At 73.7% G+C, this 25689-nt stretch carries 24 protein-coding genes; 10 read left to right on the top strand and 14 right to left on the bottom strand.

The genetic code is table 11. The features are described from left to right. Positions 1 to 9 precede the first annotated feature (9 nt). The gene (locus IE99_RS0101815; protein WP_051711785.1) at positions 10 to 1263 is read right to left on the bottom strand and encodes an MDR family MFS transporter; all 1254 of its coding nucleotides are present in this window, start codon (positions 1261 to 1263) and stop codon (positions 10 to 12) included. A 54-nt stretch (positions 1264 to 1317) separates the two neighbouring features. Between IE99_RS0101815 and IE99_RS0101810 the strand changes: the two genes are divergently transcribed. The 4 genes from IE99_RS0101810 to IE99_RS0101795 all read left to right on the top strand — a co-directional run bounded on the left by IE99_RS0101810 (position 1318) and on the right by IE99_RS0101795 (position 7713). Next, positions 1318 to 2289 (top strand): ArsR/SmtB family transcription factor, encoded by a 972-nt coding sequence (locus IE99_RS0101810; RefSeq protein WP_030145103.1) that lies wholly within the window; start codon positions 1318 to 1320, stop codon positions 2287 to 2289. A gap of 26 nt (positions 2290 to 2315) precedes the next feature. Beyond that, the gene (locus IE99_RS0101805; RefSeq protein ID WP_157609962.1) at positions 2316 to 3182 is read left to right on the top strand and encodes a substrate-binding periplasmic protein; all 867 of its coding nucleotides are present in this window, start codon (positions 2316 to 2318) and stop codon (positions 3180 to 3182) included. Between the two features lie 86 nt (positions 3183 to 3268). Then, positions 3269 to 4630, top strand: a complete 1362-nt coding sequence (gene glnA, locus IE99_RS0101800) for a type I glutamate--ammonia ligase (RefSeq protein ID WP_030145101.1) — start codon at positions 3269 to 3271, stop codon at positions 4628 to 4630. A 26-nt stretch (positions 4631 to 4656) separates the two neighbouring features. After that, complete coding sequence (locus tag IE99_RS0101795) at positions 4657 to 7713, top strand: bifunctional [glutamine synthetase] adenylyltransferase/[glutamine synthetase]-adenylyl-L-tyrosine phosphorylase (protein ID WP_030145100.1); 3057 nt, start codon at positions 4657 to 4659, stop codon at positions 7711 to 7713. On the opposite strand, the gene IE99_RS0101790 is transcribed toward IE99_RS0101795, so the two are convergent. After that, positions 7710 to 8507: a phosphatase PAP2 family protein gene (locus tag IE99_RS0101790; RefSeq protein WP_245623016.1), complete on the bottom strand. Its 798-nt coding sequence runs from the start codon at positions 8505 to 8507 to the stop codon at positions 7710 to 7712. The genes IE99_RS0101795 and IE99_RS0101790 overlap by 4 nt on opposite strands. A 512-nt stretch (positions 8508 to 9019) precedes the next feature. On the opposite strand from IE99_RS0101790, the gene IE99_RS0101785 reads away from it, so the two are divergent. After that, positions 9020 to 10351 carry an alpha/beta hydrolase gene (locus IE99_RS0101785; protein WP_245623015.1) on the top strand — a complete coding sequence of 444 codons (1332 nt, stop codon included), beginning with the start codon at positions 9020 to 9022 and terminating at the stop codon, positions 10349 to 10351. Here the strand turns inward: IE99_RS0101785 and IE99_RS0101780 are convergent. Further along, entirely contained in the window at positions 10348 to 10749 is a 402-nt protein-coding gene (locus tag IE99_RS0101780; protein ID WP_037558441.1) for an OsmC family protein, read from the bottom strand. The two genes, IE99_RS0101785 and IE99_RS0101780, sit on opposite strands and share 4 nt — an antisense overlap. A gap of 179 nt (positions 10750 to 10928) precedes the next feature. Then, a complete protein-coding gene (locus tag IE99_RS0101775) occupies positions 10929 to 11288 on the bottom strand; it encodes a winged helix-turn-helix transcriptional regulator (protein ID WP_030145096.1) in 360 nt (119 codons plus the stop codon). 102 nt (positions 11289 to 11390) lie between these two features. On the opposite strand from IE99_RS0101775, the gene IE99_RS0101770 reads away from it, so the two are divergent. Both IE99_RS0101770 and IE99_RS0101765 read left to right on the top strand, forming a co-directional pair. Next, on the top strand, positions 11391 to 12005 hold the full coding sequence (locus IE99_RS0101770) for an NAD(P)-dependent oxidoreductase (RefSeq protein WP_030145095.1): 615 nt from the start codon (positions 11391 to 11393) through the stop codon (positions 12003 to 12005). 9 nt (positions 12006 to 12014) lie between these two features. After that, entirely contained in the window at positions 12015 to 12611 is a 597-nt protein-coding gene (locus tag IE99_RS0101765) for an HD domain-containing protein (protein WP_030145094.1), read from the top strand. A 49-nt stretch (positions 12612 to 12660) separates the two neighbouring features. Here the strand turns inward: IE99_RS0101765 and glnA (IE99_RS0101760) are convergent, their stop codons facing one another. Further along, positions 12661 to 14085 (bottom strand): type I glutamate--ammonia ligase, encoded by a 1425-nt coding sequence (gene glnA, locus IE99_RS0101760; protein ID WP_030145093.1) that lies wholly within the window; start codon positions 14083 to 14085, stop codon positions 12661 to 12663. A gap of 189 nt (positions 14086 to 14274) precedes the next feature. Here glnA (IE99_RS0101760) and IE99_RS0101755 point away from each other — a divergent pair, with 189 nt between their 5' ends. Continuing rightward, positions 14275 to 14760, top strand: a complete 486-nt coding sequence (locus IE99_RS0101755; RefSeq protein WP_030145092.1) for an RDD family protein — start codon at positions 14275 to 14277, stop codon at positions 14758 to 14760. A 49-nt stretch (positions 14761 to 14809) separates the two neighbouring features. On the opposite strand, the gene IE99_RS0101750 is transcribed toward IE99_RS0101755, so the two are convergent. Continuing rightward, the gene (locus tag IE99_RS0101750; protein WP_030145091.1) at positions 14810 to 15505 is read right to left on the bottom strand and encodes a DUF4191 domain-containing protein; all 696 of its coding nucleotides are present in this window, start codon (positions 15503 to 15505) and stop codon (positions 14810 to 14812) included. A gap of 51 nt (positions 15506 to 15556) precedes the next feature. Continuing rightward, a complete protein-coding gene (gene lipA, locus IE99_RS0101745; RefSeq protein WP_030145090.1) occupies positions 15557 to 16486 on the bottom strand; it encodes a lipoyl synthase in 930 nt (309 codons plus the stop codon). 194 nt (positions 16487 to 16680) lie between these two features. Here lipA and IE99_RS0101740 point away from each other — a divergent pair, with 194 nt between their 5' ends. Next, positions 16681 to 17190 (top strand): YfbM family protein, encoded by a 510-nt coding sequence (locus IE99_RS0101740; protein WP_030145089.1) that lies wholly within the window; start codon positions 16681 to 16683, stop codon positions 17188 to 17190. Between the two features lie 6 nt (positions 17191 to 17196). Here IE99_RS0101740 and lipB read toward each other — a convergent pair whose 3' ends face one another. The 6 genes from lipB to IE99_RS0101710 form a co-directional block, all read right to left on the bottom strand. Next, positions 17197 to 17919: a lipoyl(octanoyl) transferase LipB gene (gene lipB, locus IE99_RS0101735; RefSeq protein WP_211258696.1), complete on the bottom strand. Its 723-nt coding sequence runs from the start codon at positions 17917 to 17919 to the stop codon at positions 17197 to 17199. Positions 17920 to 17962: 43 nt separating this feature from the next. Then, entirely contained in the window at positions 17963 to 18700 is a 738-nt protein-coding gene (locus IE99_RS0101730; protein WP_030145087.1) for a Type 1 glutamine amidotransferase-like domain-containing protein, read from the bottom strand. Between the two features lie 83 nt (positions 18701 to 18783). Next, positions 18784 to 19671, bottom strand: coding sequence for a TIGR01777 family oxidoreductase (locus tag IE99_RS0101725; RefSeq protein ID WP_030145086.1), 888 nt, complete (start codon positions 19669 to 19671; stop codon positions 18784 to 18786). A 248-nt stretch (positions 19672 to 19919) separates the two neighbouring features. Beyond that, positions 19920 to 21428, bottom strand: a complete 1509-nt coding sequence (gene sucB, locus IE99_RS0101720) for a 2-oxoglutarate dehydrogenase, E2 component, dihydrolipoamide succinyltransferase (protein WP_030145085.1) — start codon at positions 21426 to 21428, stop codon at positions 19920 to 19922. Positions 21429 to 21469: 41 nt separating this feature from the next. Further along, a complete protein-coding gene (gene lpdA, locus IE99_RS0101715) occupies positions 21470 to 22864 on the bottom strand; it encodes a dihydrolipoyl dehydrogenase (protein ID WP_030145084.1) in 1395 nt (464 codons plus the stop codon). A gap of 132 nt (positions 22865 to 22996) precedes the next feature. After that, positions 22997 to 24484 (bottom strand): leucyl aminopeptidase, encoded by a 1488-nt coding sequence (locus IE99_RS0101710; protein ID WP_030145083.1) that lies wholly within the window; start codon positions 24482 to 24484, stop codon positions 22997 to 22999. Positions 24485 to 24681: 197 nt separating this feature from the next. On the opposite strand from IE99_RS0101710, the gene IE99_RS0101705 reads away from it, so the two are divergent. After that, the gene (locus IE99_RS0101705; protein ID WP_157609960.1) at positions 24682 to 24900 is read left to right on the top strand and encodes a hypothetical protein; all 219 of its coding nucleotides are present in this window, start codon (positions 24682 to 24684) and stop codon (positions 24898 to 24900) included. Here the strand turns inward: IE99_RS0101705 and IE99_RS0101700 are convergent. Continuing rightward, positions 24863 to 25633, bottom strand: a complete 771-nt coding sequence (locus IE99_RS0101700; protein ID WP_030145081.1) for an adenosylcobinamide-GDP ribazoletransferase — start codon at positions 25631 to 25633, stop codon at positions 24863 to 24865. The genes IE99_RS0101705 and IE99_RS0101700 overlap by 38 nt on opposite strands. Positions 25634 to 25689 lie beyond the last annotated feature (56 nt).

Below are 25689 nucleotides of genomic sequence, written 5' to 3'. Positions count from 1 at the left end.
GCGTCCAGCCTAGTTCCCCGGGAGAGGTTTCGTCATTCTGACGAGAAGTGAGCGCCGCCGGATCGCCGGGGCCAGCGCCAGCTGAGCGGCTGCGGCCGCCAGGCCGAGGGTGCCCGACGTCACCCACAGCGCGGGCGGGCCGCCGTGGCCGAGCAGCCAGGTGCCGCCGAGCGGCGCCAGCAGGAACGCGCCGGACCAGGCCATGCCGTAGACGCCGTTGTACCGGCCGCGCAGATGGGCCGGGGCGAGGTCGGCGACCACGGCCTGCAGGACGGCCGCCGCCGTGATCTCGCCGGCCGTCCAGACCAGGATCGCCGCCGTGTACCCGGCGAGGGACGACGCGAGCAGCGTGGCGAGGTGGCCCGCGCCGACGAGGGCGAACCCGGCGGCCATCACCCGGCTGTGGTCGCGGTGGCTCAGCCACGCGTTCACGAGCGGCTGCACCAGGACGATCATGACGCCGTTGGCGGCGATGGCGAGGCCGTAGTCCCGGGCGGTGAGGCCGTCCGCCCCCATGGCGAGCGGCATCGTCGTCATGGCCTGCATCAGCACGAACGTGTACACGAGGGTGATCAGCACGTAGGCGACCATGACGCGGTCGCGCAGGACGTCCGCGAAGCCCCCGCCGGCCGCGGGCCCGTCGGCCGGCGCCCGGGTCTCCGGCACGGCCCGCCAGACCAGGACGCCGAACGCCGCGCAGCTGAGCGCGTCGATCCAGAACAGCCAGAGGAAGCCGTGCCGGGCGAGCGTCCCGCCGAGCACCATCGCGACGGCCCAGCCGAGGTTGATCGCCCAGAACAGCAGCCCGAACGCGCGCGGCCGGTCGGCGGGGGAGACCAGGTCGGCGACCATCGCCTGCGCCGCCGGGCGGTACATGTCGAGCAGCAGGCCGAGCAGCACGGCCGCCGCGAGGATCGCGGGCAGGCCCCGGGCGTGGCCGAGGCCGAGCATCGCGGTGCCGGTGCCGACGGTCGCGAGCGTCAGCGTGGCCCGGCGGCCGATCCGGTCGGCGAGCCACCCGCCGGCGATCTGCCCGGCGAACGAGCCGGCGCCGAGGACGGCCATGACCACGCCCGCCTCCGTGAGCGACAGCCCCCGGGCGGTGGTGAGGTACAGGCCGAGGAACGGCTGCACCATCGTGCCGAGCCGGTTGAGGAGCGTGCCCGCCCACAGCACCCAGAACGGCCGCGGGAACCCGCCGACGCGGGGGCGCAGGAACGCGGCGACCCGTCCGGCGGACGGGGTATCGGCGACGGCGGTCATCCCACGATGGTCCGGGAAGGCCCAGGAGGGCACGAATCATTTAGTCTGGACTAAATGATCGAGTTCGTCTTCGCCCCGGACGACGCGGCGCGCGTGCGGTTCGCGTTCTCCCCGCTGTGGGAGCTGGTGCGGAGCCTGCGCGTCCTCGCCGACCCCTCGGGCCACGCGCTGCACCTGCCGTGGGTGCGGGCCGTCCGGCCCCGGCTGCGCGGCCTCGATCTCGGGCCGCTGCACGCGCTCGTCCCCCCGGGCGGGTACATCCCGGACTTCCTCACCCCGCCGCCGGAGACACCCCTCCCGGACTTCGCCGCCGAACTGGGCATCGTCCGGGCGACCCCGCCCGGCGTGGTCGCCACCGAGGTCCGCCTGATCGACCCCCTCCTGTCGCCCGGAGCGGCGGCGATGGCGGACGCCCCGGAGCGCACGCTCGCTCTGGTGGCCGGCCTGCTGGAGCGCTACTGGGAGGCGGCCGTGGAACCCTTCTGGCCGCGCGTCCGCGACCTCCTGGAGGGAGACGTGCTGCGCCGCACGGGCGCCCTCGCCACCGCGGGCGTCGCCGCGGTGTTCGGCGACCTGCACGAGGCCGTCGCGTGGCGGGCCGGAACCCTGGTGATCGACCGCCGCTGGCGCTTCCGGGGCGGGCTCGGCGGGCGCGGCCTGCTGCTCGTCCCGAGCGCCTTCGTCTGGCCGGGGGTGTCGGTCATGGTGCCGCCGTACCAGGCGATGCTCAGCTACCCGCCGAACGGCGTCGCGACGCTGTGGGAGGCGCCGCGCGCCTCCCGCCCCGGCGCGCTCGCCGCGCTGGTCGGGCGCCGCCGCGCCGACCTGCTCACCGCCCTCGGCGCGCCCGCATCGACGACCGACCTGGCGCGGCGGCTCGGGGTGACCCCCGGCGCCGTCAGCCAGCATCTGGCGGTGCTGCGCGACTGCGGCCTCGTCACCGGGCACCGGCTCGGCCGCCGCGTCCTGTACGCCCGGACGCCGGTGGGCGACATGCTCGTCCGGAATGCGCCTATAGTTCGTTGATCAAGAAATCGGAAAGGGGTCTGCGCGTGTCCCGACCAACGGCGCGCCGGGCGCTCGGCGCCGGCCTCGCCGCGCTCGCGCTGGCCGTCTCCGCCGCCGGCTGCGGGGACGCGCGGGGCGCGACCGCACGGGGCGCGACCGCACGGGGCGTCCCGCTGGTCGCGAAGGGCGCGCTGACCTCGTGCGCCGACCCCTCGGCCGCACCGTTCGCCCTCGTCCGGGACGGGCGGATCACCGGCTTCGACGTCGCCCTCCTCGACCTGGTCGCCGCGCGGCTCGGCGTCCGGCACCGGGTCGTCCGGTCCGGGTTCGAGACGCTGAAGAGCGGCGCGGCGCTGGACGCGGGGAAGTGCGACATCGTCCTCGGCGCCATGGCGGTCACACCGGCCCGCGCCGGCGCGATGGACGCGACCGAACCGTACTTCGGCGTCCGGCAGGCGCTGGTGGTGAGGGCCGGGAGCCCGATCACGTCGTTGGACGGCGTGCGTGCGGAGAAGCCCGCGATCGGCGTCCAGGAGAACACGCCCGGCGAGGAGTGGGCCGACGGCGAGGACCTCCACTTCGCCGTCCTCCCGGACCCCGGAGCCCAGCTGGACGCCCTGCGCGCGGGACGCGTCGCGGTGATCGTCCAGAACGAGGCCGTCGTGCGGCAGGCCCTGCGGGATCCGGCCCGGAAGGGCCTCGCCGTCATCGCGGCCGTCGACACCGGTGAGCGGTACGCGTTCTGGGTAAGGAAGGGCCGGAACCCGCGGCTGGCCGGGCTCGTTGACCAGGTGCTCGGTCAGGCCAGGGCGGACGGCACCTACGACAGGATCCACGCACAATGGATCGGAACCCGGCGGATCGGAACGCGGCTTCGGGCCACCGGCCCCGCGCCCGTAACGTCGCGGTAACAGCGCACGGGCATACTGCAGAGTAGCCAGAGGTGTCGGCACCGGCCGGCCCGGCAGCCGATACGGCCTCACCGAGGGAGAGGGCATTGGACCGTCAGCAGGAATTCGTGCTCCGCACACTGGAGGAGCGCGACATCCGGTTCATCCGGCTGTGGTTCACCGACGTGCTCGGCTTCCTGAAGTCGGTGGCCGTGGCCCCGGCCGAGCTGGAGGGCGCGTTCGGCGAGGGCATCGGCTTCGACGGCTCGGCGATCGAGGGCTTCGCCCGGGTCTACGAGGCCGACATGATCGCCAAACCGGACCCGTCCACGTTCCAGGTGCTGCCGTGGCGCTCGGAGGCGCCCGGCGTCGGCCGCATGTTCTGCGACATCCTCATGCCGGACGGGACGCCCAGCTTCGCCGACCCGCGCTATGTCCTGAAGCGCGCCCTCGCGCGGGCCGCCGACCTCGGGTTCACCTTCTACACCCATCCCGAGATCGAGTTCTTCCTCGTCAACGGGCTCCCCGAGGACGGGCGCGAGCCGGAGCCGGCGGACGCGGGCGGCTACTTCGACCACACCCCGCACAGCGCCGCGCACGACTTCCGCCGCAACGCGATCACGATGCTGGAGTCGATGGGGATCTCCGTCGAGTTCAGCCACCACGAGGGCGCGCCGGGCCAGCAGGAGATCGACCTCCGGTACGCGGACGCGCTCACCACCGCCGACAACATCATGACGTTCCGGCTCGTCATGAAGGAGGTCGCGCTGGAGCAGGGCGTGTACGCGTCCTTCATGCCGAAGCCGTTCACCGACCACCCAGGCTCCGGGATGCACACCCACATGTCGCTGTTCGAGGGTGACCGGAACGCGTTCTACGAGCCGGGCGCGGAGTTCCAGCTGTCCAAGGTCGGGCGCGCGTTCATCGCGGGCCTGCTCCGCCACTCCGCCGAGATCACCGCCGTCTGCAACCAGTGGGTGAACTCCTACAAGCGGCTCTGGGGCGGCGTCGGATCGGCGGCGGGCGCCGGGGGCGAGGCCCCGTCCTACATCTGCTGGGGCCACAACAACCGGTCCGCGCTCGTCCGCGTCCCGATGTACAAGCCGCAGAAGGTGCACTCGACCCGCATCGAGTTCCGCTCCCTGGACACCGCCGCCAACCCCTACCTCGCGTACGCGGCGATCCTCGGCGCCGGGCTCAAGGGCATCGAGGAGGGCTACGAGCTCCCGCCGGGCGCCGAGGACGACGTGTGGGCCCTCACCCCGGCCGAGCGGCGCGCCCTCGGCATCGAGCCGCTGCCGCAGAACCTGGACGAGGCGGTCCGGGCGATGGAGCGCAGCGAGCTGATGGCCGACGTCCTCGGCGAGCACGTCTTCGACTTCTTCCTGCGCAACAAGCGCAAGGAGTGGGAGGACTACCGCCGCCAGGTGACCGAGTTCGAGCGCCGCCACCTGATGCCCGTCCTCTGAGGGCCCCGCCGGGCTACGGTGGTGGCGTGAGCGAGCCCTGGAGCCCGGAGCGGCGCCCCAGCCTCGCCGGGCGCCTCGCGCGGCTCGGCTTCACCGACGCGGGCCGCGCCGAGCGGCTCCTGCTCGAGGCGGAGCGGGACGGTTCGGCGCCGCCCGGCGACCTCCTGGACGTCCTCGGCGGCACCGCCGACCCCGACCTCGCGCTCGACGGGCTGCTGCGGCTGCTCGCGTCCGCCGACGCCGCCGGGTGCGGCAAGGAGCTGCGGGACGCCCTCACCGGCGACGAGCCCGTCTGCGAGCGGCTCCCCGCGGTGCTCGGCGTCAGCGCCGCCCTCGCCGACCACCTCGCCCGGCATCCCGGCCACTGGCGGGTGCTGTGCTCGGACGGCGCGGGCCGGCCGAGCGCGGCGGAGCTGCGCGCCGACCTGCTCACCGCCGTCGGCGCCGACCCCGCCGCCGACGAGCCGGTCGCCGCGGACGCCCCCGGCGCCGTCGCCGCGCTGCGCGTCGCGTACCGGCGGCGGCTGCTCGACCTCGCCGGACGCGACCTCGCCGGCGCGGCGGATGTCGCGGACGTCGCCGCCGAGCTCGCCGACCTCGCCGCCGCCGCGCTCGCGGCCGGGCTCGCGATCGCCCGCGCCGAGGTCCCCGAGCACGCCCTGTGCCGCCTCGCGGTGATCGGCATGGGCAAGTGCGGCGCCCGCGAGCTGAACTACGTCAGCGACGTCGATGTGATCTTCGTGGCCGAGGCGCGGGAGGGCGGGGCCGAGGACGCCGCGCTGCGCGCCGCGACCCGGATGGCGTCGGCGATGATGCGGGCCTGCTCGGCGTCCACGGAGGAGGGCGCGCTCTGGGAGGTCGACGCGGCGCTCCGCCCCGAGGGCAAGGCCGGGCCGCTCGTCCGGACGCTCGCCAGCCACCGCGCCTACTACGAGCGCTGGGCGAAGACGTGGGAGTTCCAGGCGCTGCTGAAGGCCCGTCCCGTCGCCGGCGACCCCGCCCTCGGCGCCCGGTACATGGACGCGATCATCCCGATGGTGTGGCAGGCCGCCGAGGGGGAGGGGTTCGTCCAGGACGTCCAGGACATGCGGCGCCGCGTCGAGGCCGACCTCGACCGGCGCAGCGCCAACGCCGACCGGCAGCTGAAGCTCGGCCCCGGCGGCCTGCGCGACGTCGAGTTCGCGGTGCAGCTCCTCCAGCTCGTCCACGGCCGCGCCGACCCCGAGCTGCGCGCCCCCGCCACCCTCGACGCCCTCGACGCGCTCTCCCGCGGCGGATACGTCGGACGCGACGACGCCGCCGCGCTCCGCTCCGCGTACCGGTTCCTGCGGAGGGTCGAGCACCTCGTCCAGCTGCACCGGCTGCGCCGCACCCACCTCGTCCCCGACGACGAGGCGGGGCTGCGGCGCCTCGGCCGCGCGCTCGGCCTGCGCCCCGACCCGGTCGGGGAGTTCACCGGGCGGTGGCGGCGGCACGCCCGCGAGGTCCGCCGCATTCACGAGAAGCTCTTCTACCGGCCGCTGCTGCGCGCGGTCGCCCGGCTCCCCGGCGAGGAGGCGCGCCTCACCCCGCAGGCCGCGCGGGTCCGGCTGGAGGCGCTCGGCTACGGCGATCCGGCGGGCGCGCTCCGGCACATCGAGGCGCTCACCGCCGGGGTCTCGCGGCGCGCAGCGATCCAGCGGACGCTGCTGCCCGTCATGCTCGGCTGGTTCGCCGACGCCCCCGACCCGGACTCCGGCCTGCTCGGGTTCCGGCAGGTCAGCGACGCGCTCGGCCGGACGCCCTGGTATCTGCGGCTGCTGCGGGACGAGGTGATCGTCGCGGAGCGGATGGCGTGGCTGCTCGGCTCCAGCCGGTACGCCACCGACCTGCTGCTTCGGGCCCCCGAGGCGGTCGCGATGCTCGGCAGCGCCGCGGAGCTGTCGCCGCGCCCGTACGAGGCGCTCCGCTCGGAGGCGCTGGCCGGCGTCCGCCGCCACACCGGCCCGGACACGACCGGCCCGGCGATGCAGGCGGAGGAGGCGGTCCGGGCCGTCCGGGGGCTGCGGCGCCGCGAGCTGTTCCGCGTCGCGGTCGCCGACCTGCTCGGGATGGCGGACGTCCGGACCGTCGGGGAGGCGCTCACCGACATCGCCGCCGTCACGATCGAGGCCGCGCTGAGCGCCGCCGTCGGCAAGGTCGAGATGGAGCTGCGGGGCCCCCTCCCGACCCGGATGGCGGTCGTCGCGATGGGCCGGTTCGGCGGCCATGAACTCGGCTACGGCAGCGACGCCGACGTCATGTTCGTCCACGACCCGCACCCCGGCGCCGACGAGCGGGCCGCGAGCCGAGCCGCGCACGCCGTCGCGGAGGAGCTGCGCCGCCTGCTCGCGCTGCCCGCCCCCGACCCGCCGCTCGACATCGACCCGAACCTGCGCCCGGAGGGCCGCCAGGGGCCCCTCGTCCGGACGCTCGCCTCGTACGCCGCGTACTACGCCCGCTGGTCGCAGCCATGGGAGGCGCAGGCGCTGCTGCGCGCCGACCCCCTCATCGGGGACGCGGGGCTGCGCGCGCGCTTCCGCGAGGTCATCGACCCGATCCGGTGGCCCGCGGACGGCGTCGGCGACGACGCCGTCCGGCAGATCAGGCGGCTGAAGGCGCGGATGGAGTCGGAGCGGCTGCCGCGCGGCGTCGAGCCCCGGCAGCACATCAAGCTCGGCCCCGGCGGCCTGTCGGACGTGGAGTGGGTCGCGCAGCTGCTGCAGCTCCGGCACGCCCACGAGGTTCCGGGCCTGCGCACCACCCGGACCCTCGTGGCGCTGGAGGCGGCCGCCGGCGCCGACCTCCTCGCCGCCGACGACGCCGCGGTCCTGGAGGAGGCGTGGTGCCTCGCCACCCGGATCCGCGGCGCGATCATGCTGGTGCGGGGGCGGGCGTCCGACCTGCTGCCGAGCGACCACCACCGCGAGCGCAGCGCCGTCACCCGCGTGCTCGGCTACAACGGCGGCGGTGACCTGCTGGAGGACTACCGCAGGCACGCCCGCCGCGCCCGCGCCGTCGTCGAGCGCGTCTTCTACGGCGGCGACGCCGGCTGGGCCGGCTAGTTCGCGGTGTCGGTGCCGGGGGAGCGGCCGATCCGCGCGGCGACGAGCCGTGCGGCCCGTGCCTGGAAGGCGACGAGCGGTTCCGGGCGCCGCACGTACAGCAGCCAGGACGTCCACAGCGTGCCGCCGACCAGCGCCATGCCGACCACCGCGTCCAGCACGTAGTGGTTGGCGGTCGCGAGGATCACCAGCACGGTCGTCGCCGGGTAGAGCAGCCCGAGGGCCTGCGCCCACCGCCGCGCCGCCAGCTTGACCAGCACGAACCCGCACCACAGCGCCCAGCCGGCGTGCATCGACGGCATCGCCGCGTACTGGTTCGTCAGGCTGCCGGACGCGTCGCTCGCGTACAGGCCGAGCGAGTGCAGGGCGGTCACCGGGTCGACGAAGCCCTCGCTGTGCAGGAAGCGCGGCGGGGCGAGCGGGTACAGCCAGAAGCCGACCAGCGCGACACCCGTCGAGACCATGATGGACGTGCGGAGCCAGCGGTACTCCTGCGGCCGGAACCGGTACAGCCATACGACGATGCCGAGCGTCACCCCGAAGTGGGCGGTGGCGTAGAAGACGTTGGCGGTGCGGGCGAGCCAGGGCACCTGCAGCAGCGTCTGGTTCAGGCCGAGCTCGACGTCCAGGCCGAGGAGCCGCTCGAAGCGAAGGATGTCGTAGGCGTGCCGGAACGCGGGGGCCGTCCCGTCCTGAACCAGGACGATCCGGGTGAGCGTATATCCGGTGTAGAAGAGGGCGATGAGCAGGAGCTCGCGCCACACCGGCGGTGCGGCGAGTACCCGGTGCCGCATCGTCGCGGCCGGCCGTCGCGGCTCGCCCGCGGGGGACCGGGGTTCCGGTTCCCGACGGGCTGCTGGGGGGGCGGATTGGGCCATGCTACCTATCTTTGCCTCGTGGCCACCTCGTTGAGATCACCGCGACGAATGGTCTTCATCTCAGCCTTGAGTAGTACGACCCTGATGCGGTATCCGGACTTGCGGGGGAGGGGCTTCCCCCGCGGGGCGCCCGTTAAGCCGATCATGCATCAGCATAGGCGGGGACGGGTAGGTCCCGACCGCTCGCGCGCGCCCACCCGGAGGGACACATGCCCCGGAGCCCGTCGAAATCCGGCATCGCATCATTTACCGTCCTAACTCTGGCCGTTTCCGGTCTGGCCGCGTGCAGCGGAGGCTCGGACGAGCCCCGCCCCACACCGTCCGCGACGACGCTCGCCGCCCGGAAGCCCGACTGGACCGACTGCAGGAACCTCCCTCGGCGACCGCCCGGCGCCCCTGAGCCGCCCTCAGGGTTCCGATGCGGAACGGTGAAGGTACCACTCGACTACGACAAACCGTCCGGAGACACCATCGACCTCGCCCTGATCCGCTTCCCCGCCACGAGGCGGGAGGGCCGCATCGGGTCGCTGCTCTTCAACTTCGGAGGCCCCGGCGGAGACGGCGTCGACACTCTCTACCAGGCGTACGGCCAGTACAGGGAGCTCAACACCCGCTACGACCTCATCGGGTTCGACCCCCGCGGCGTCGGCCGCAGCGCGCCCGTCACCTGCGTCGACGACAAGAGGATGGACGAGCTCGCCGCCTCCGAGGGGTCGCCCGACGACGCCGCCGAGGAGAGGGGGCTCCTCCGGGAGATCGGCGAGTTCGCCCGCGCCTGCCAGACCCGCTCCGGACGGGTCCTCCCGCATGTCGGCACCGTCAGCGCCGCACGTGACATGGACGTCCTCCGGGCGGCCCTCGGCGACGCCAAGCTGCACTACTTCGGCATCTCCTACGGGACGCAGCTCGGCGCGAGCTACGCCCACCAGTACCCGGCCAACGTCGGCCGCGCCGTCCTCGACGGAGCCGTCGACACCCGGATCGACGACGTGGACCTCGGCCTCCAGCAGGCCGCCGCGTTCCAGCGCGCCCTCGGCGACTTCGCGAAGAGCTGCGCCGCGCGAGGCGCCGCCCTCTGCCCTCTCGGCGCCGACGCCGGCGAGATCGTCGCGTCCGTCGGCCGCCTCCTCGACGCACTGGACGCCCGGCCGCTGCCCGCCGCGTCCGGCCGCGAGCTGACCCAGAGCCTCGCCGCGTCCGGCGTCGCCGCCGCCCTCTACTCCAAGGAGGCGTGGCCCGTCCTGATCCAGGGCCTCACGGAGGCGACCCGGCGGCGCACCGGCAACACCCTGCTCATGCTCGCCGACCTGCTCAGCGGCCGCCGCGAGGACGGCACCTACAGCAACCTCACGCCCGCCAACACCGCCATCGGCTGCGCGGACGGCGCCGCCCGGTACACCGCCGCGGACGTCCACCGCGAACTGCCGCGCTTCCGCAGGGCGTCCCCGGTCTTCGGCCCCTGGATGGCGTGGGGCCTTATCCAGTGCACGGACTGGCCGGTGAAGGGCGACGACGACGCCGGTGAGGTGTCCGCCCCGTCCGCCGCGCCGATCCTCGTGATCGGCAACACCGGCGACCCCGCCACCCCCTACGCGTGGGCGCCCGCCCTCACCAGGGAACTCGGAGGCAAGGCCACGCTCCTCACCCTCAAGGGAGAGGGCCACGGCGCCTACGACACCGGGAACGCGTGCGTGCGGAAGGCCGTCCAGTCCTACCTTCTGGACGGCAAGGTCCCGGCGAAGGGCACCACCTGCGACTAACCCTCCGGGATGACCTGCACCACGTCCATCGGAGCCTTGAGCGCCAGCCCCACCGTGCAGTAGCCGTCGGACACGCGCTTCGCCACCGCCCGCAGCACCTCGTCGGCCTTGTCGTCCCCCTCGGGCAACTCGACGTCGTACGTGACGGTGATCGTCCCGAGCCTGCTGCGGTCCACCTTCTCGGCCGCGACGCTCGCCGCGAGCCGCACCATCCGATGCCCCCGCTTCGCGGTCAGGGGCTCCACCGTCACCAGTTCACACCCCCCGAGCGCGGCCAGCATCAGCTCGACGGGCGTGAACACCCGGTCGGTCTCCCCGTCACCGATGGCGACCTCCGCCCCCCGCGCGTTGACCGCCCGGAACCCGTCCTCGGTGCGCTCCACCCTGACCTCGGCCATCGCCATCTCCTTTGATCGTCAGCCGGACAACGTCCCCGTCCCCCCGCATCTTCCCGGACGCGATCGCCTTCTGAACCGGCCGCACACCGCCGGTGCCGCCCCTCGCGCGGGAGGCGACGCGGCACCCATGCCGGACGATCCGGCGGGCAGACGAGGCCCGCGGCGCCGCGGTGCCGGGGTCAGGACGCTTGATGGGATTCGCGGGCGTCGAGGAGTTCGTCCCAGTGCTCCTCCGCCCAGGTGCAGGCGGCGTCCAGGGGTTCCAGCAGGGAGCGGCCCAAGGGGGTGAGCGTGTACTCGACGTGGGCGCCCCGGAGGACCGTGCGGGTGACCAGGCCGTCGCGTTCCAGGTTCCGCAGGGACGTGGTGAGGACCTTCGGCGTCACCCGGCTCAGCGGCAGGCGCAGCTCGGAGAAGCGGCGCGGGCCGCCTTCGAGGCACCTGATGATCAGCGCCGCCCACTTGTCGCCGAACCGGATCGGGTTGAGCGTGGACGGGCACAGCTCGTCGAACATGTCGGCGGGCAGGGGCTCCCTCATGGGCTCGACGATATCCGGTATCCGTGCGGTAACCGGGGCCCCGGATAGCTTCCCGCCGAGCGGCCGGACGCGGCGTCCGGCCCGGGGCGAGAGGTGACCGGTATGGACATCGTGGTGTTCGGCGCGGGCGGGCGAGCGGGGAGGCGGGCCGTCGCCGAGGCGCGGAAGCGGGGCCACCGCGTCACCCCCGTGGTGCGAGACCCCGCGCGGCACGACCTGCGGGACGCGGTGGCGGGTGATGCCACCGACGCGGCGAGCATCGCGAAGGCCGCCGCGGGCCACGACGCGGCCATCAGCACCGCCGTCGACCTGGCGGCGGACGCCCGCGGCTTCTTCGCCGGGGCGTCCCGCGCGCTGGACACCGGCCTCACCCGGGCGGGCGTGCGCCGGCTGGTGGTCGCGGGGCTCGCGTCCATCCTGCCGGGATCGTCCGGTATACCGCTCATGGACGAGCCCGGCTACCCGAACGAGTACCGCGCGTTCTACCTGGGCCACGCGGCGGGCTTGCAGGCGCTCCGGGACGGCACGCTCGACTGGGCGTACATCGCCCCGTCCGGCGACTTCGACCACGACGGCGCCCCCACCGGCCGCTACCAGGTCGCGGACCACGCGGACAGGGACGCCGGCATCACCTATGAGGACTTCGCCATCGCGCTCGTCGACGAGGCCGAGGCGCCGCGCCACCACCGGACCGCCCTCAGTGTGCGCCGCCCCTAGGCTTGACGCGTGGACATCCCCACCGACGACGAGATCCGGGCCCTGCACGAGGCGCACGCCCCCTCCGAGGAGGCGTTCGACCTCGTCCACACGCACTGCCGGATCGTGTGCGAGATCGCCGAGCGCATCATGGAGCGGACCCGGTTCGACGGGGACGCCGACCTGGTCCGGGCCGGGTGCCTGCTGCACGACATCGGCGTGTACCGGCTCGCCTGGACGGACGGCCGCCCCGAGGAGACGGGCTACGTGCGGCACGGCGTGCTGGGTCACGGGCTGCTGGACGAGGCGGGCTTCCCCGAGGTCCTCTGCCGCTTCTGCTCCCGCCACGTCGGCGTGGGCATCACCCGCGCCGACGTGGTCGAGCAGCGCCTCCCGATCCCGGTGGACGACTACCTGCCGGAGTCGCCGGAGGAGGAACTGGTCATGTACGCCGACAAGTTCCACACCAAGGCGGAGCCGCCCGTCTTCCTGACCGCCGACTCGTTCGCGACCCGCCTGCGCCGCCGCGGCGAAGCCAAGGTGGCCCGCTTCCGCGCCCTGGTCGCCCGCTACGGCGAGCCGGACCTGACGGGACTGGCCGCGGAGCACGGCCACCCGCTGGCGTGAGAACGGATGCGGGCCCGGCGGTCGCCGCCGGGCCCGCACGCAGGACGCCTCACACGTCGTAGTACAGCTCGAACTCGTGGGGGTGCGGGCGGAGGCGGATGGGGTCGATCTCGAACTCGTTCTTCATCGAGATGTAGGTCTCGATGAGGTCCGGGGTGAAGACGCCGCCTTCGAGCAGGTAGTCGTGGTCGGCCTCCAGGGCCGCGAGGACCTCGGGGAGCGAGCCCGGGACCTGCGGGATCGCGCGGGCCTCCTCCGGGGGCAGCTCGTAGAGGTCCTTGTCGATCGGCTCCGGCGGCTCGATCTTGTTCTTGATTCCGTCCAGGCCCGCCATCAGCATCGCCGAGAAGGCGAGGTAGGGGTTGCAGGACGGGTCGGGCACGCGGAACTCGATGCGCTTCGCCTTCGGGTTCGACCCGGTGATGGGGACCCGGATGCAGGCGGAGCGGTTGCGCTGCGAGTAGACCAGGTTGACCGGGGCCTCGAAGCCGGGGACCAGGCGGTGGTAGCTGTTCACCGTCGGGTTCGTGAAGGCGAGGAGGGACGGCGCGTGCCTGAGGAGGCCGCCGATGTAGTAGCGGGCGGTGTCCGACAGGCCCGCGTAGCCGACCTCGTCGTAGAAGAGCGGCGAGCCGTCCTTCCAGAGGGACTGGTGGACGTGCATGCCGGAGCCGTTGTCACCGAAGATGGGCTTCGGCATGAACGTGACGCTCTTGCCGGCGTTCCGCGCGACGCTCTTCACGATGTACTTGTAGAGCATCAGGTTGTCGGCCGTCTTCAGCAGCGTGTCGAAGCGGAAGTCGATCTCGGCCTGGCCGGCGGTGCCGACCTCGTGGTGCTGCATCTCGACCGCGATGCCGGACTCGATGAGCTGCGCGACCATCTCCGACCGCAGGTCGGTGTAGTGGTCCATCGGCGGTACGGGGAAGTAGCCGCCCTTGTAGGGGGGCTTCGCGCCGAGGTTGCCGCCGGGCTCCTCGCGGCCGGTGTTCCACGCGCCCTCGATCGAGTCGAGGTAGTAGTAGCCGGCGTTCTCCCGCGTCTCGAAGCGGACGTCGTCGAAGATGTAGAACTCGGCCTCGGGACCGCAGAAGACCGTGTCGGCGATGCCGGTGCCGCGCAGGTAGTCCTGCGCCTTCTTCGCGATGTTGCGGGGGTCGCGGCTGTAGGGCTCGCCCGTCAGCGGGTCGTGCACGAAGAAGTTGATGATCAGCGTCTTGTGCTGGCGGAACGGGTCCAGGACGGCGGTCGCGGGGTCCGGGAGGAGCAGCATGTCCGACTCGTGGATCTCCTGGAATCCGCGGACGGACGACCCGTCGAACATGAGGCCGTCGGTGAAGACGCTCTCGCCGAAGTTCTCGACGGGGAAGGTGAAGTGCTGCATCTTGCCCGGCAGGTCCACGAAACGGCAGTCGACGAATCGCACACCTTCGTTCCTGAGGTAGCTCAGGACCTCTTCGGCGCTGCTGAACATCCAGCCTCCTTGGGGCGCTTTTTGGGCTTCGATCAGGGTACGGGGAAGCCGTTTCCCAGCCGTGTCCCGAATGTTTCGGCTGTGTTACGCATCACTCTGCGCGATGCGTCGCCGCTCCCCGTGGCCCCTGTCACCCGTGCCCTCCGGAGCCGCGTCGGAACCCCGCGGGGGACCGGATAGCGTAGGCGCATGAGCAGTGGCAAGGAGCGGGCGGCGGCCGGCCCGCGGTGGACCCAGACGTGGCTGAGCGGCGCCCGCGCGGCGGGCGCCGACCTCGGGGCGCCGGGTGCGCGGTTCGGGCTGCCCGAGCACGGTCCCGGCGCGGTCGCGAGCTACGGGCGGCGGCTCGTCGCGCTGTTCGTCGACTGGGGCCTGTCGATGCTCGTCGCGAGCCTGCTGGCCCGCTCGTTCGACTGGACGCCCGCCGGCCGCAGCACGGCGACGCTGGTCGTCTTCGGGATCCAGGCGTGGCTGCTGACCGCCCTGATCGGCACCACGATGGGCAAGCGGCTGTGCGGCATCCGGGTGGTGCGGCCGGACGGCCGGCGCGTCGGGTTCGGCTGGGCACTGGCCCGCAGCGCCCTGCTGGTCCTGGTCGTCCCTGCCCTCATCTGGGACCGCGACTACCGCGGCCTCCACGACCGCGCCGCGAACACGGTCGTCGTCAACGTCTGAGCAGGCCGGAAATGGAAACGCCCCCGGGGATCCGGGGGCGTTCGCCGTGTCAGCGCATCTTGGGCTTCGGGCCCTTGGGCATCTTCGCGCCCTTCGGCATCGGGCCCTTCGGCATCTGCATGGCGCGGGGGAGCGCCTGGAGCCGGTCGTTCAGCTCGGCGACCTGCGCCTTGCTGAGGTTGCGGGGGAGCTTCATCAGGTGGCGCTGGAGCTTGCCGACCGGGATCTGGCCCTCCTCGTCCCCGACCTGGATGTCGTAGATGGGGACCTGCTGGGCGGCGCGGGAGATGCGCTTCTTCTCCGCGCCGAGCAGCTGCCCGACCCGGCTGCGCGGGCCCTCCGACACGAGGACGACGCCCGGCCGGCCGACCGCGCGGTGCACCATGTCGAGGTTCCGGTTGCCGCTGACGGCCTCGGTGACCGTCCAGCCGCCGCGCATGTTCTTCAGGATCGCGGCGGCGGCGCCCGGCTGCCCCGCGATCATCTTGTACTGCGCGCGCTGCGCCAGCTGCCCGAAGACGATCATTCCGACGGCGAACGCGGCGAGGACGCCGAGCGGGATGAAGAACCACAGCTGGCCGATCAGCAGCCCGATCAGGATCATCACGACGAGCGTCCCGAACGCGGACGCGAACGTGATCGGGAGGGCCTTGGGGTCGGCCTGGCGGACCACCTGGGCGACCATGCGGATCTGCTTCAGGCGGCCCGGACGCTCCTGGACCCCGTCAGCGGGCTTTTTCGACATGCGCCCAAGGATAGTCGCGACGGGGCCGTCGCCGGACACCCCCGGCGGCGGTCAGATCCGGCGCGCGTCGACCGCCTGCCGGTAGAGGCGGCCGGCGCGGTAGCTCGACCGGACGAGCGGACCGGACATGACGCCCGCGAAGCCGATCTCCTCCGCCTCGGCGGACAGCTCGACGAACTCCTCCGGCTTCACCCAGCGCTCGACGGGGTGGTGGCGGGGCGTCGGCCGCAGGTACTGGGTGATCGTGATGAGCTCGCAGCCCGCCTCGTGCAGGTCGCGCAGCGCTTGCGAGACCTCCTCGCGCGTCTCGCCCATGCCGAGGATGAGGTTCGACTTGGTGACGAGGCCGTCCGCGCGGGCCTGCGTGATGACGTCGAGGGAGCGCTCGTAGCGGAACCCGGGCCGGATCCGCTTGAAGATGCGCGGGACGGTCTCGACGTTGTGGGCGAGGACCTCGGGCCGGGCCGAGAACACCTCGGCGAGCTGCTCGGGGATCGCGTTGAAGTCGGGGATGAGCAGCTCGACGCCGCAGCCGGGCACGGCCGCGTGGATCTGCCGGACGGTCTCGGCGTACAGCCAGGCGCCGCCGTCCTCCAGGTCGTCGCGGGCGACGCCGGTGACGGTCGCGTACTTCAGGCCCATCTTCGTGACGGACTCGGCGACGCGGCGCGGCTCGTCGCGGTCGAGCGCGGCGGGCTTCCCGGTGTCGATCTGGCAGAAGTCGCAGCGCCGGGTGCACTGGTCGCCGCCGATGAGGAAGGTGGCTTCGCGGTCCTCCCAGCATTCGAAGATGTTGGGGCAGCCGGCCTCCTGGCACACGGTGTGCAGGCCCTCGGACTTCACCAGCCCGCTGAGCTCCCGGTACTGGGGGCCCATCTTCAGCCGCGTCTTGATCCAGTCGGGCTTGCGCTCGATGGGGGTCTGGCTGTTGCGGGCCTCGATGCGGAGAAGCTTGCGCCCCTCGGGTGTCGCCGTCGTCACCGGTCCAGAGTACGTCGCGGTCATCGCCGGCGGCACATCGGACGGTCCCGGGCTCAATGCCGTATCGGAGCGATCTCGAACATGTGACAACAGGTGTTTCGCTGCGAAGATTCGTGTGTTCCCGACGTGTACGGATGCGGATCTCTTTAAGGTGACTCCCTGTCGTCACGTATTTGCTCAGCAGGAGGACCGCAGTGGGCCTGGCAATGTCGTACCTCAGGGTGCCGCCGGTGCTGGCGGGGGAGCCGGACCCCGGCCGGGCCGCCCGCCGCATCTTCGGCGCGCCCGACTGGCGCCGCCGGGCCGCGGCGGAGCCCTTCGAGCTCGGCCGCGCCTGGCAGGCGATGCACTACCTGCTGACCGGGGACGCCTGGGAGGGCCGCGCGCCGCAGGCGGACGTGGTGTGCGGCGGCCGCCTCCTCACCGAGGACGGCGCCGAGGAACTCGGCATGGACATCATCTACCTGGCCCCCGAGCGGGTGAAGCCCGTCGCCGACTTCCTGGCCGCGACGCCGTTCGAGCAGGTCGCCGCCCGCTTCGACCCGGCGGCGATGGTGTCGTCGGGCGTTCAGGACGCGGGCCGCCTGGACGCCGCGGCCCGCGACCGGGTCTTCAGGCCCGCCCACGCGGGCCTGACGGCGTTCTTCCGCGCCGCGGCGACCGAGGGCCAGGCCGTCTACAAGGTCATGGCAGCGCCCAGATAGCGGACGTCAGTCGGCGAGCTGCGCGGTGGTGCGGTGAAGGGTCTCCGTCGCGCCCAGGATGGCGGCGAGGCGGCGTTCGACCAGGGGGGTGACCTCGGCGACGGTGACCCTGCGGCCGAGTTCGAGGCTGAGGCTGGTGGAGCCCGCGTCGCGGATGCCGCACGGGACGATGCGGTCGAACCATGACATGTCGGGGTCGCAGTTCAGCATGAATCCGTGCATCGTCACGCCGCGCGCGACGCGGATGCCGATCGAGCCGATCTTGCGGTCCGGCGTGCCGGGCACCCAGAGGCCGCTGCGTCCCTCGACGGTCGTGGTGGCGAGGCCCAGCTCGGCGCACACGTCCATCATCATGCGCTCCAGCAGGCGCACGTAGGCGACCACGTCGACGGGGTCGGGCAGCCGGACGATCGGGTAGCCGGTCAGCTGCCCCGGCCCGTGCCAGGTGATCTTGCCGCCCCGGTCCACGTCGACGACGGGGGCGCCCGGGTCGCCGAACGGGCGGTCCAGCGGTTCGGTGCGCTTGCCCGCGGTGTAGACGGGCTCGTGCTCCAGCAGCAGCACCGTGTCGGGGATCAGGTCGTCCACGCGCCGCGCGTGCGTGCGTTTCTGCAGGTCCCAGCCGTCGGTGTAGGGGACGGCGTCCGTCCCGAACCCGGCGTGGACGATCACCAGCCGCCCGGCGGCGGTGACCGCGGTGGGCGTTTCGCGTACCTCTGTGTCGGTCACGTCGCCAGCTTATGCCCGCTCCTGGGTGACCCGCCGGTAGCGGTCAGAGCTCCGCCAGCAGCCGCGGCTCCAGCCGGGACTCCTTCGCCGTGCCCGGCGCGTCCGGCTCGATCCGGTAGGCCGCGCCGGTACGCCGGTACGACACGGCCTGGACGAACTCCGTCCCGACGTAGTGCAGCCCGACGCCCTCGTCGGCGGCGTACCCGTCGGGCAGCGCGCCCTCCCCGACGAGCTGCTGCAGCAGCGGGCGGCGCTGCCGGTCGCAGTCGTAGTGGACGCCGCACGAGTACGGCAGGAAGCCGAGACCGTCGGTCATGGGCCGCAGCTGAGGGCCGAAGGAGTCGGTGTTGCCGCCCACGTGCCAGCACAGGGCGCCCGCGCTCTGCCCGGACATGACGACGCCCGCCTGCCACGCCTCGTGCAGGATCTCGTCCAGCCCGTGGAGCCGCCACAGCGCCAGGAGGTTCTCGACGCTGCCGCCCGACACGTAGACGAGGTCCTGCTGGAGCAGGTGCCCGCGCATGTCCTGGAGGTTCGGCATCGGGAACAGCGCCAGGTGCGACACCTCGGCGTCGAGCCGGCCGAACGCCGCGTAGAAGCGGGCGATGTACTCGGAGCCGTCGCCGACCGCCGTGGTGAGGAAGCAGATCTTCGGCCGGTCCTGGCCGGTGAGGTCGCACGCGTAGCGGAGCAGCGGGCTCGGCGCGAGGCCCTCCCGGCCGTCCGGGACGAACGTGCCCCCGCCGATCGCGAGGATGTGCGGCTGTCCGTCGGTGCTCATTCACCCTCCATGGCTCACGCTGTCTCATTGTCACCGTATGGCGGCGGATGCCGAACGTACGGGACTTTGACGTTTCTTGGCCGCTACAGGAGACCCGCGAGGGCCGTGTCGAGGTCCGGGTGGGCGAACCGGAACCCGGCCTCCTCCAGGCGCGCCGGCCGGACGCGCTGGCTGATCAGCGGGCCCTCGTCGGCGAAGCCGCGCAGCGCCGCCCGCAGCGCGATCCGCGGGACGCGCAGCGGCGCGGGCCGGTGCAGGGCCCGCGCGAGCGCGCGGGTGAACTCGGCGTTCGTGACCGGGGCGGGCGCGGTCAGGTTGACCGGCCCGGCGATATCGTCGGCGATGAGGAGCCGCAGCGCCGCGATCTGGTCGGGCAGCGAGATCCAGCTCATCCACTGCCGGCCGTCGCCGAGCCGTCCGCCGAGGCCGAGCCGGAACAGCGGCAGCGTCCGGCCGAGCAGGCCCCCGTGCCGGGCCAGGACGATGCCCGTCCGCGGATGGACGACCCGGACGCCCGCGTCCCGCGCGGGCCGTGCCGCCGCCTCCCAGTCGCGCACGACCTCCGCCAGGAACCCGGAGCCCATCGGCCCCTTCTCGTCGACCTCGCGGCCGCCGGTGTCGCCGTAGTAGCCGATCGCCGACCCGCACACGAGGACGGGCGGCCGGTCGCCGGCGGACGCGATCGCCTCGGCGAGGGTGCGGGTGCCGAGCAGCCGGCTGTCGCGGATCCGGCGCTTGTGCGCGCGCGTCCACGGCCGGTCGCCCACGCCCGCGCCGGCGAGGTGGACGACGGCGTCGGCGCCCTCGATCGCCCGCGCCTCCAGGCATCCGTCGGCGGGGGACCAGCGCGCCTCGTCGGGACGTTCGGGCTCCCGCCGGACCAGCCGGACGACCTCGTGGCCGTCGTCCCGCAGCGACCGCACGAGCGCCGACCCGATCAGCCCCGAACTCCCGGTCACGGTGACCCTCATGGATACACAGTAGGACGGGCGAGCCACCTACGGTGAAAATCCCACCCCGTTCCGGGTTTCCACGGAGCAAAGGCGGTGCCGTGCTCATGGCGGTGGCCCCGGCGCCGGGCGGTGGACGCCTGACGCCGGGGCCACCGCGTGCGATCGCGCGTCGCTCCGGCTCGCTACGCGATCAGCTTCTCAGCCTCGCCCGGCCCCGACCCGGCCACGCTCGCGAGCGCGGTGGTCGGGGCCGGTGACCGGTGAGGTCACAGACCGAGGTCGGCCTCGAAGTTGCCCTCCTCCAGGCGGTGCTTGATGGTGCCGAGGAATCGGGCCGCGTCGGCGCCGTCGATGAGGCGGTGGTCGTAGGTCAGTGCCAGGTAGACCATGGACCGGACGGCGATGACCTCGCCCAGCTGCGGGTCGTCGATGACGGCGGGGCGCTTCACGACGGCGCCGGTGCCGAGCATGCCGACCTGCGGCTGGTTGAGGATCGGCGTGTCGAACAGCGCGCCGCGGCTGCCGGTGTTGGTCAGCGTGAACGTGCCGCCCGCGAGCTCGTCCGGGCTGAGCTTGTTCGTGCGGGTGCGGTCGGCGAGGTCGGCGATGCGCTGCGCGAGGCCGCCGAGGTTGAGCTGGCCCGCGTTGTGCACGACCGGGACCATGAGGCCCCGCTCGGGCACGTCCACCGCGATGCCGAGGTTCTCGACGTCGTGGTAGGTGACCTCGCTGTTCGCGCTGTCGATGACGGCGTTCAGCTTCGGGTGGTCCTTGAGCGCCTCGACCGCCGCGAGCGCGAAGAACGGCAGGAACGACAGTTTGACGCCGGTGCGGGCATGAAAGTCGGCCTTGGCCCGGTCCCGCAGCCGAGCGATCTTGGTGATGTCCACCTCGACCACGGTGGTGAGCTGCGCGGACACCTGCAGCGACTCCACCATCCGGCGGGCGATCGTCTGCCGGATGCGGCTCATCTTCTCGGTCTTGCCGCGCAGCGCGAGCTGCTCGGCGGGCGCGCCGGCGGGTGCCGGGGCGGCGTGCCGGCCGGCGGGTGCCGCGGCCGGGGCGGCGGCGGCCGGGGCCGGGGCGGCGGGCGCAGCCTGCTGCTGGGCGGCCTGGGCGGCGCGGGCCGCCTCCAGGACGTCCTGCTTGCGGATGCGGCCGCCGACGCCGGTGCCCTGCACCGAGCCGAGGTCGACCCCGTGCTCGGTGGCGAGCTTGCGCACCAGCGGCGTCACGTACGGGCCCTCGCCGGACGCGGTGTCCTCGGCGGGGGCGGCCGGACGCTCCTGCGCGGCGGGCGCGGGAGCGGGGGCCGGGGGCGCGGGCGCGGGCGGCTGGGGCGGCGCGGGCGGCTGCTGCTGGGCGGGCGGCGGCCACGCGGCGGGCGGCGGCGCCTGCGGCGCGGACGGCTGAGCCTGCTGCGCGTCGGGCTGAGCCTGCTGCGCGGCGGGCTGCGCCGGCGCCTGCTGCTGCTCCTCCTGCTGAGGCTCCTCCTCCTGCTGCGCGGACGGGGCGCCACCGCCGGACGGGGCGTCGCCCTCGTCCCCGATGACGGCGAGTTCGGCGCCGACCTCGACGGTCTCGTCCTCGGCGACGGTGATGCTGGTCAGGATGCCCGAGGCGGGCGAAGGGATCTCGGTGTCGACCTTGTCGGTCGACACCTCGAGCAGCGGCTCGTCGGTCTCGACGCGCTCACCCTCCTTCTTCAGCCAGCGGGTGACGGTGCCCTCGGTGACGCTCTCGCCGAGCTGGGGCATGGTGACGGAGACCGGCATGGCTCTCAGCGACTCCTTCGAGAATGGAACGGTGCCGGCGTTCAGCCGTGCACGTGCAGTGGCTTGCCGGCGAGCGCGAGATGCGCCTCGCCGACGGCCTCGGACTGTGTCGGATGGGGATGGATCAGCTGGGCGACCTCGCCGGGCAGGGCCTCCCAGTTGTAGATGAGCTGGCCCTCCGCGATGAGCTCCCCGACGCGGGCGCCGACCATGTGGATGCCGAGGACGGGACCGTCCACGGCCGAGATCACCTTGACCTCGCCCTGCGTCCCCAGGATCTTGCTCTTGGGGTTCCCCGCGAGGTCGTAGGTGAACTCCTTGACCTCGTGTCCGCGCTCGCGCGCCGTCGCGGTGGTGATGCCCACCGAGGCGACCTCCGGGTCGGAGTAGGTGATGCGCGGGACGCCGTCGTAGTCGATCGGGACCGGGTCGAGCCCGGCGAGCCGCTCGGCGACGAGGATGCCCTCGGCGAACCCGACGTGCGCGAGCTGCGGGGTCGGGATCAGGTCGCCGACCGCGGAGATGGTGGGGACGTTCGTCCGGCAGTACGCGTCGACCTTGACGAAGCCGCGCTCGGTCTCGACGCCGGCCTCGGCGAGGCCGATGCCGTCCGAGACGGGTCCGCGGCCGACCGCGACGAGCAGGATCTCCGCGTCGATGGTCTTGCCGCCCTCCAGGGTGACGGCGACGCCGCCCTGGGTCGGCTTGACGGCCTCGAAGCGGGTGCCCGTCTCGTACTTGATGCCGCGCTTGCGGAAGGCGCGCTCCAGCCGCTTGCTGCTGGACTCCTCCTCCAGCGGCAGGAGGCGGGGCAGCGCCTCGACGATCGTGACCTCGGCGCCGAAAGAGCGCCACACGCTGGCGAACTCGACTCCGATGACGCCGCCGCCGAGGATGACGACGGAGCCGGGGACGTGCTCCAGCCGCAGCGCGTGGTCGCTGGAGATGACGCGCTCACCGTCGATCTCCAGTCCGGGCAGCGACTTCGGGGCCGAGCCGGTGCCGAGCACGATGTGCGCGCCCTCCAGCGTCCGGGCGCCGCCGCCGGCCAGGGCGACCTCGACGGTCGTCGGGCCGGTCAGCCGGCCGGTGCCCTGGACGATCTCGATGCCCCGGGACTTGACGAGCCCGGTGAGGCCCTTGACCGTGGTGGAGACGATCTTGTCCTTGTAGGCGTTGACGGCGGCGATGTCGATGCCCTCGAACGTCGCCCGGACGCCGAACGCGGCGGCCTCGCGGGTCTGGTCCGCCACCTCGGCCGCGTGCAGCAGCGCCTTGGTGGGGATGCAGCCCCGGTTCAGGCAGGTGCCGCCGAGGGTGTCGTCCCGCTCGATGAGCGCGACCCTCCTGCCGAGCTCGGCGGCGCGCAGCGCGCACGCGTACCCGCCGCTGCCGGCTCCCAGGACCACGATGTCGTAGGGGCCGTTGTCGACCACTGGACGCTCCCTTTCCCGTTTCCGGCGCCGCGTGGTTCGCGGCGCCCTGGGCGCGGCGGGGCGTACCGGATCGCGGACCCCCGCCACGAGAAACCTATTCTCTTCTCCGCCCGGTCGCACGGGGCGGGGGGTTCACAGCGAGCCCGCGGCGAGGTCCTCGGCGATCTGGACGAGCGTGCGGGTGGCCGCGCCGGTGCCGCCCTTGGGGGTGTACCCATAGGGCTCGCCCTTATGGAAGGACGGGCCGGCGATGTCGAGGTGCGCCCACCTGACGCCGTCCGGGACGAACTCCTTGAGGAAGACGCCCGCGACGAGCATGCCGCCCCAGCGGTCGCCGCTGATGTTGGCGATGTCGGCGACCGCGGAGTCGAGGCCCTTGCGCAGCTCCGCCGGCAGCGGCATGCCCCAGGACGGCTCGCCGGCGCGGTCCGCGGCGGCGACGACCTTCTCCCGGAGCTCGTCGTCGTTGGCCATGACGCCCGTGGTGCGGGTGCCGAGCGCGACCATCTGCGCGCCGGTCAGCGTGGCGACGTCCACGATGAGGTCGGGCTCGTCCTCGGCGGCGCGCACCAGGGCGTCGGCGAGGACGAGGCGCCCCTCGGCGTCGGTGTTGAGGACCTCGACGGTCGTGCCGCCGTAGACGCTCAGGACGTCGGACGGGCGCTGCGCGGTGCCGGACGGCATGTTCTCGGCGAGCGCGAGGTAGCCGACGACGTTGACCTTCGGGCCGAGCTTGGCGATCGCGGCGAGCGCGCCGAGCACGGCGCCCGCGCCGCCCATGTCGGACTTCATCCAGTCCATGGAGTCGGTCGGCTTCAGCGACAGGCCGCCGGAGTCGAACGTGATGCCCTTGCCGACGAGCGCGAGCGTCGCCGTCGCGTCGGCGTGCCGGTAGGCGAGGCGGACGAGCCGGGGCGGGTTGACCGAGCCCTGCCCGACGCCCGCGATCCCGCCGAAGCCGCCCTCGACGAGCTCCTTCTCGTCCAGGATCTCGACCGCGAGGCCGGTCTCCGCGGCGACCCGCTCGGCCTCGCCGGCGAAGTCCTCGGGGCACAGGTGCGACGGCGGGGTGTTGACCAGGTCGCGGACGAGGTTGACCGACGACGCGAGGATCCGGGCGCGCTCCACGGCCGCCTCGCCCGCGGCGTCCCCGGCGGCGGGCGCGACGAGCCGGACGACGTCGACGGGCTCCTTGCGCTCGCCGGTGCGGAAGGAGTCGAAGGAGTAGGCGCCGAGCAGGGTGCCGAGCGCGACGGCCTCGACGTCCCCGGCGGTCGCGGCCGGCAGCGCGACCGCGACGCGGGCGGTGCCCGCGAGGGCGCGCGCGGCGGCGCCCGCGGCGCGGCGGAGGTCCTCGGCGGACGGCTTGTCCCCGAGCCCGGCGGCGACGACGAGGGGGGCGGGAACGGCCCCGAGGGTGGGCAGCTTGGTGATCTCCCCGGCCTTGCCGGTGGCGCCGAGCGCGCCCAGCGCGGCCGCGAGCCCGCCGCGCAGTGCCGTGTCGAGGCCGGCGGCCGCGGCGTTCGGAGCGACGCCGTCGCCGTCCGGTGCGACGCCGATGACGATGGCGTCGACGTCGAGGCTGGCCAGGTCTGCGCTGTCAAGGCTGATGGTCGTCACGTAGTCCGATGTTAGTCCTCCCGCCTGACCGGTTTCGCCCTTATGGAACAAGCCTTACCCGGCCAGAACGCGGCGGCGGGTGGCGGAACGGCGCGTCCGGGACGCGGCGCCGCTGGTCACCGGGAGATCGCGGCCGGACTCGGTGGTGGAGCGGGGCGCTATTCCCCTATTCCGACCGACTTGGCAGGTCAATGTCCGTGACCAGCACCGACACCCTCACCCTCCAGGACGCCCGCCGGCTCCGCGCCGACCGCGCCCGGCAGGTCGCCGACGCGCTGGGCCGCCAGGTCCCGTACGGCGAGCCGCGCAACGGCGCGCTGCCGCCCGAGACCGGGCTCGCCCGCGATTTCGGCGTGCGGGCCTGCGCCCGGCGGGCGCTCACCAGCCCGAGGGAGGCCGGCACGCCAGCACGATGAGCGCGGCGGTCGCTGCGGTCTCCACCAGGGCGCCCAGCACGTCCCCGGTGACGCCGCCGAGGCGCCGGACGGCGCGGCGCAGCACCGGCAGCGCCGCGCCGAGCCCGGCCGCGACCGCGAGCGCCGCCTGCAGGGCGCCGCCGGGACCCGCCGCGAGGAGTCCCGCGCCCGCCGCGGCGGCCAGCACCGCGCCCGTGGCCGCCGCGGCGGCGCCGGTCGGCACGGTGCCCGCCACCAGGCCGCCGAGGCCGCCCGGCCGGGCCGAGGGAACGGCGGCGCGGCAGGCCCACGGCAGGACGAGCCGTCCGGTCACGGCCGCGATGAGCACGGCGGCCGCCGGGTGCGCGGCCGACGACAGCGCGGCCACCTGGATGAGCAGCGTGCAGAGCAGGGTCACGACGCCGAACGGCCCGATGTCCGACCGCTTCATGATCGCGAGGGCCTCGTCGGCGGGCCTCCCGCTGCCCAGCCCGTCGGCGAGATCGGCGAGCCCGTCCAGATGCAGGGCCCGCGTGACGGCGGCGGTCGCCGCGACGGCGAGCGCCGCGCCCAGCAGCGCCGACAGCCCCGCCGCGTCCGCCGCGAGCAGCACCAGGGCCGCCGCGCCGCCGGGGACCAGCCCCACGCCGGGCGCGGCGAGCATCGCGGCACGCGCCGTCCCGCGATCCACCCGTTCGGGCGTCCGCAGCGGGACGACCGTGAGCAGCGTGACCGCCAGCCGCACGCCCCCCATCACGGCCCCTCCGCGACACGCTGCGGGAGGGGGATGGCGGCGGGCCGGGCACCGCC

Origin of the sequence: Spirillospora albida, from assembly GCF_000718255.1 — a bacterium.
GTDB lineage: Bacteria > Actinomycetota > Actinomycetes > Streptosporangiales > Streptosporangiaceae > Spirillospora > Spirillospora albida.
This window is presented reverse-complemented; position numbering and strand designations above follow the sequence as displayed.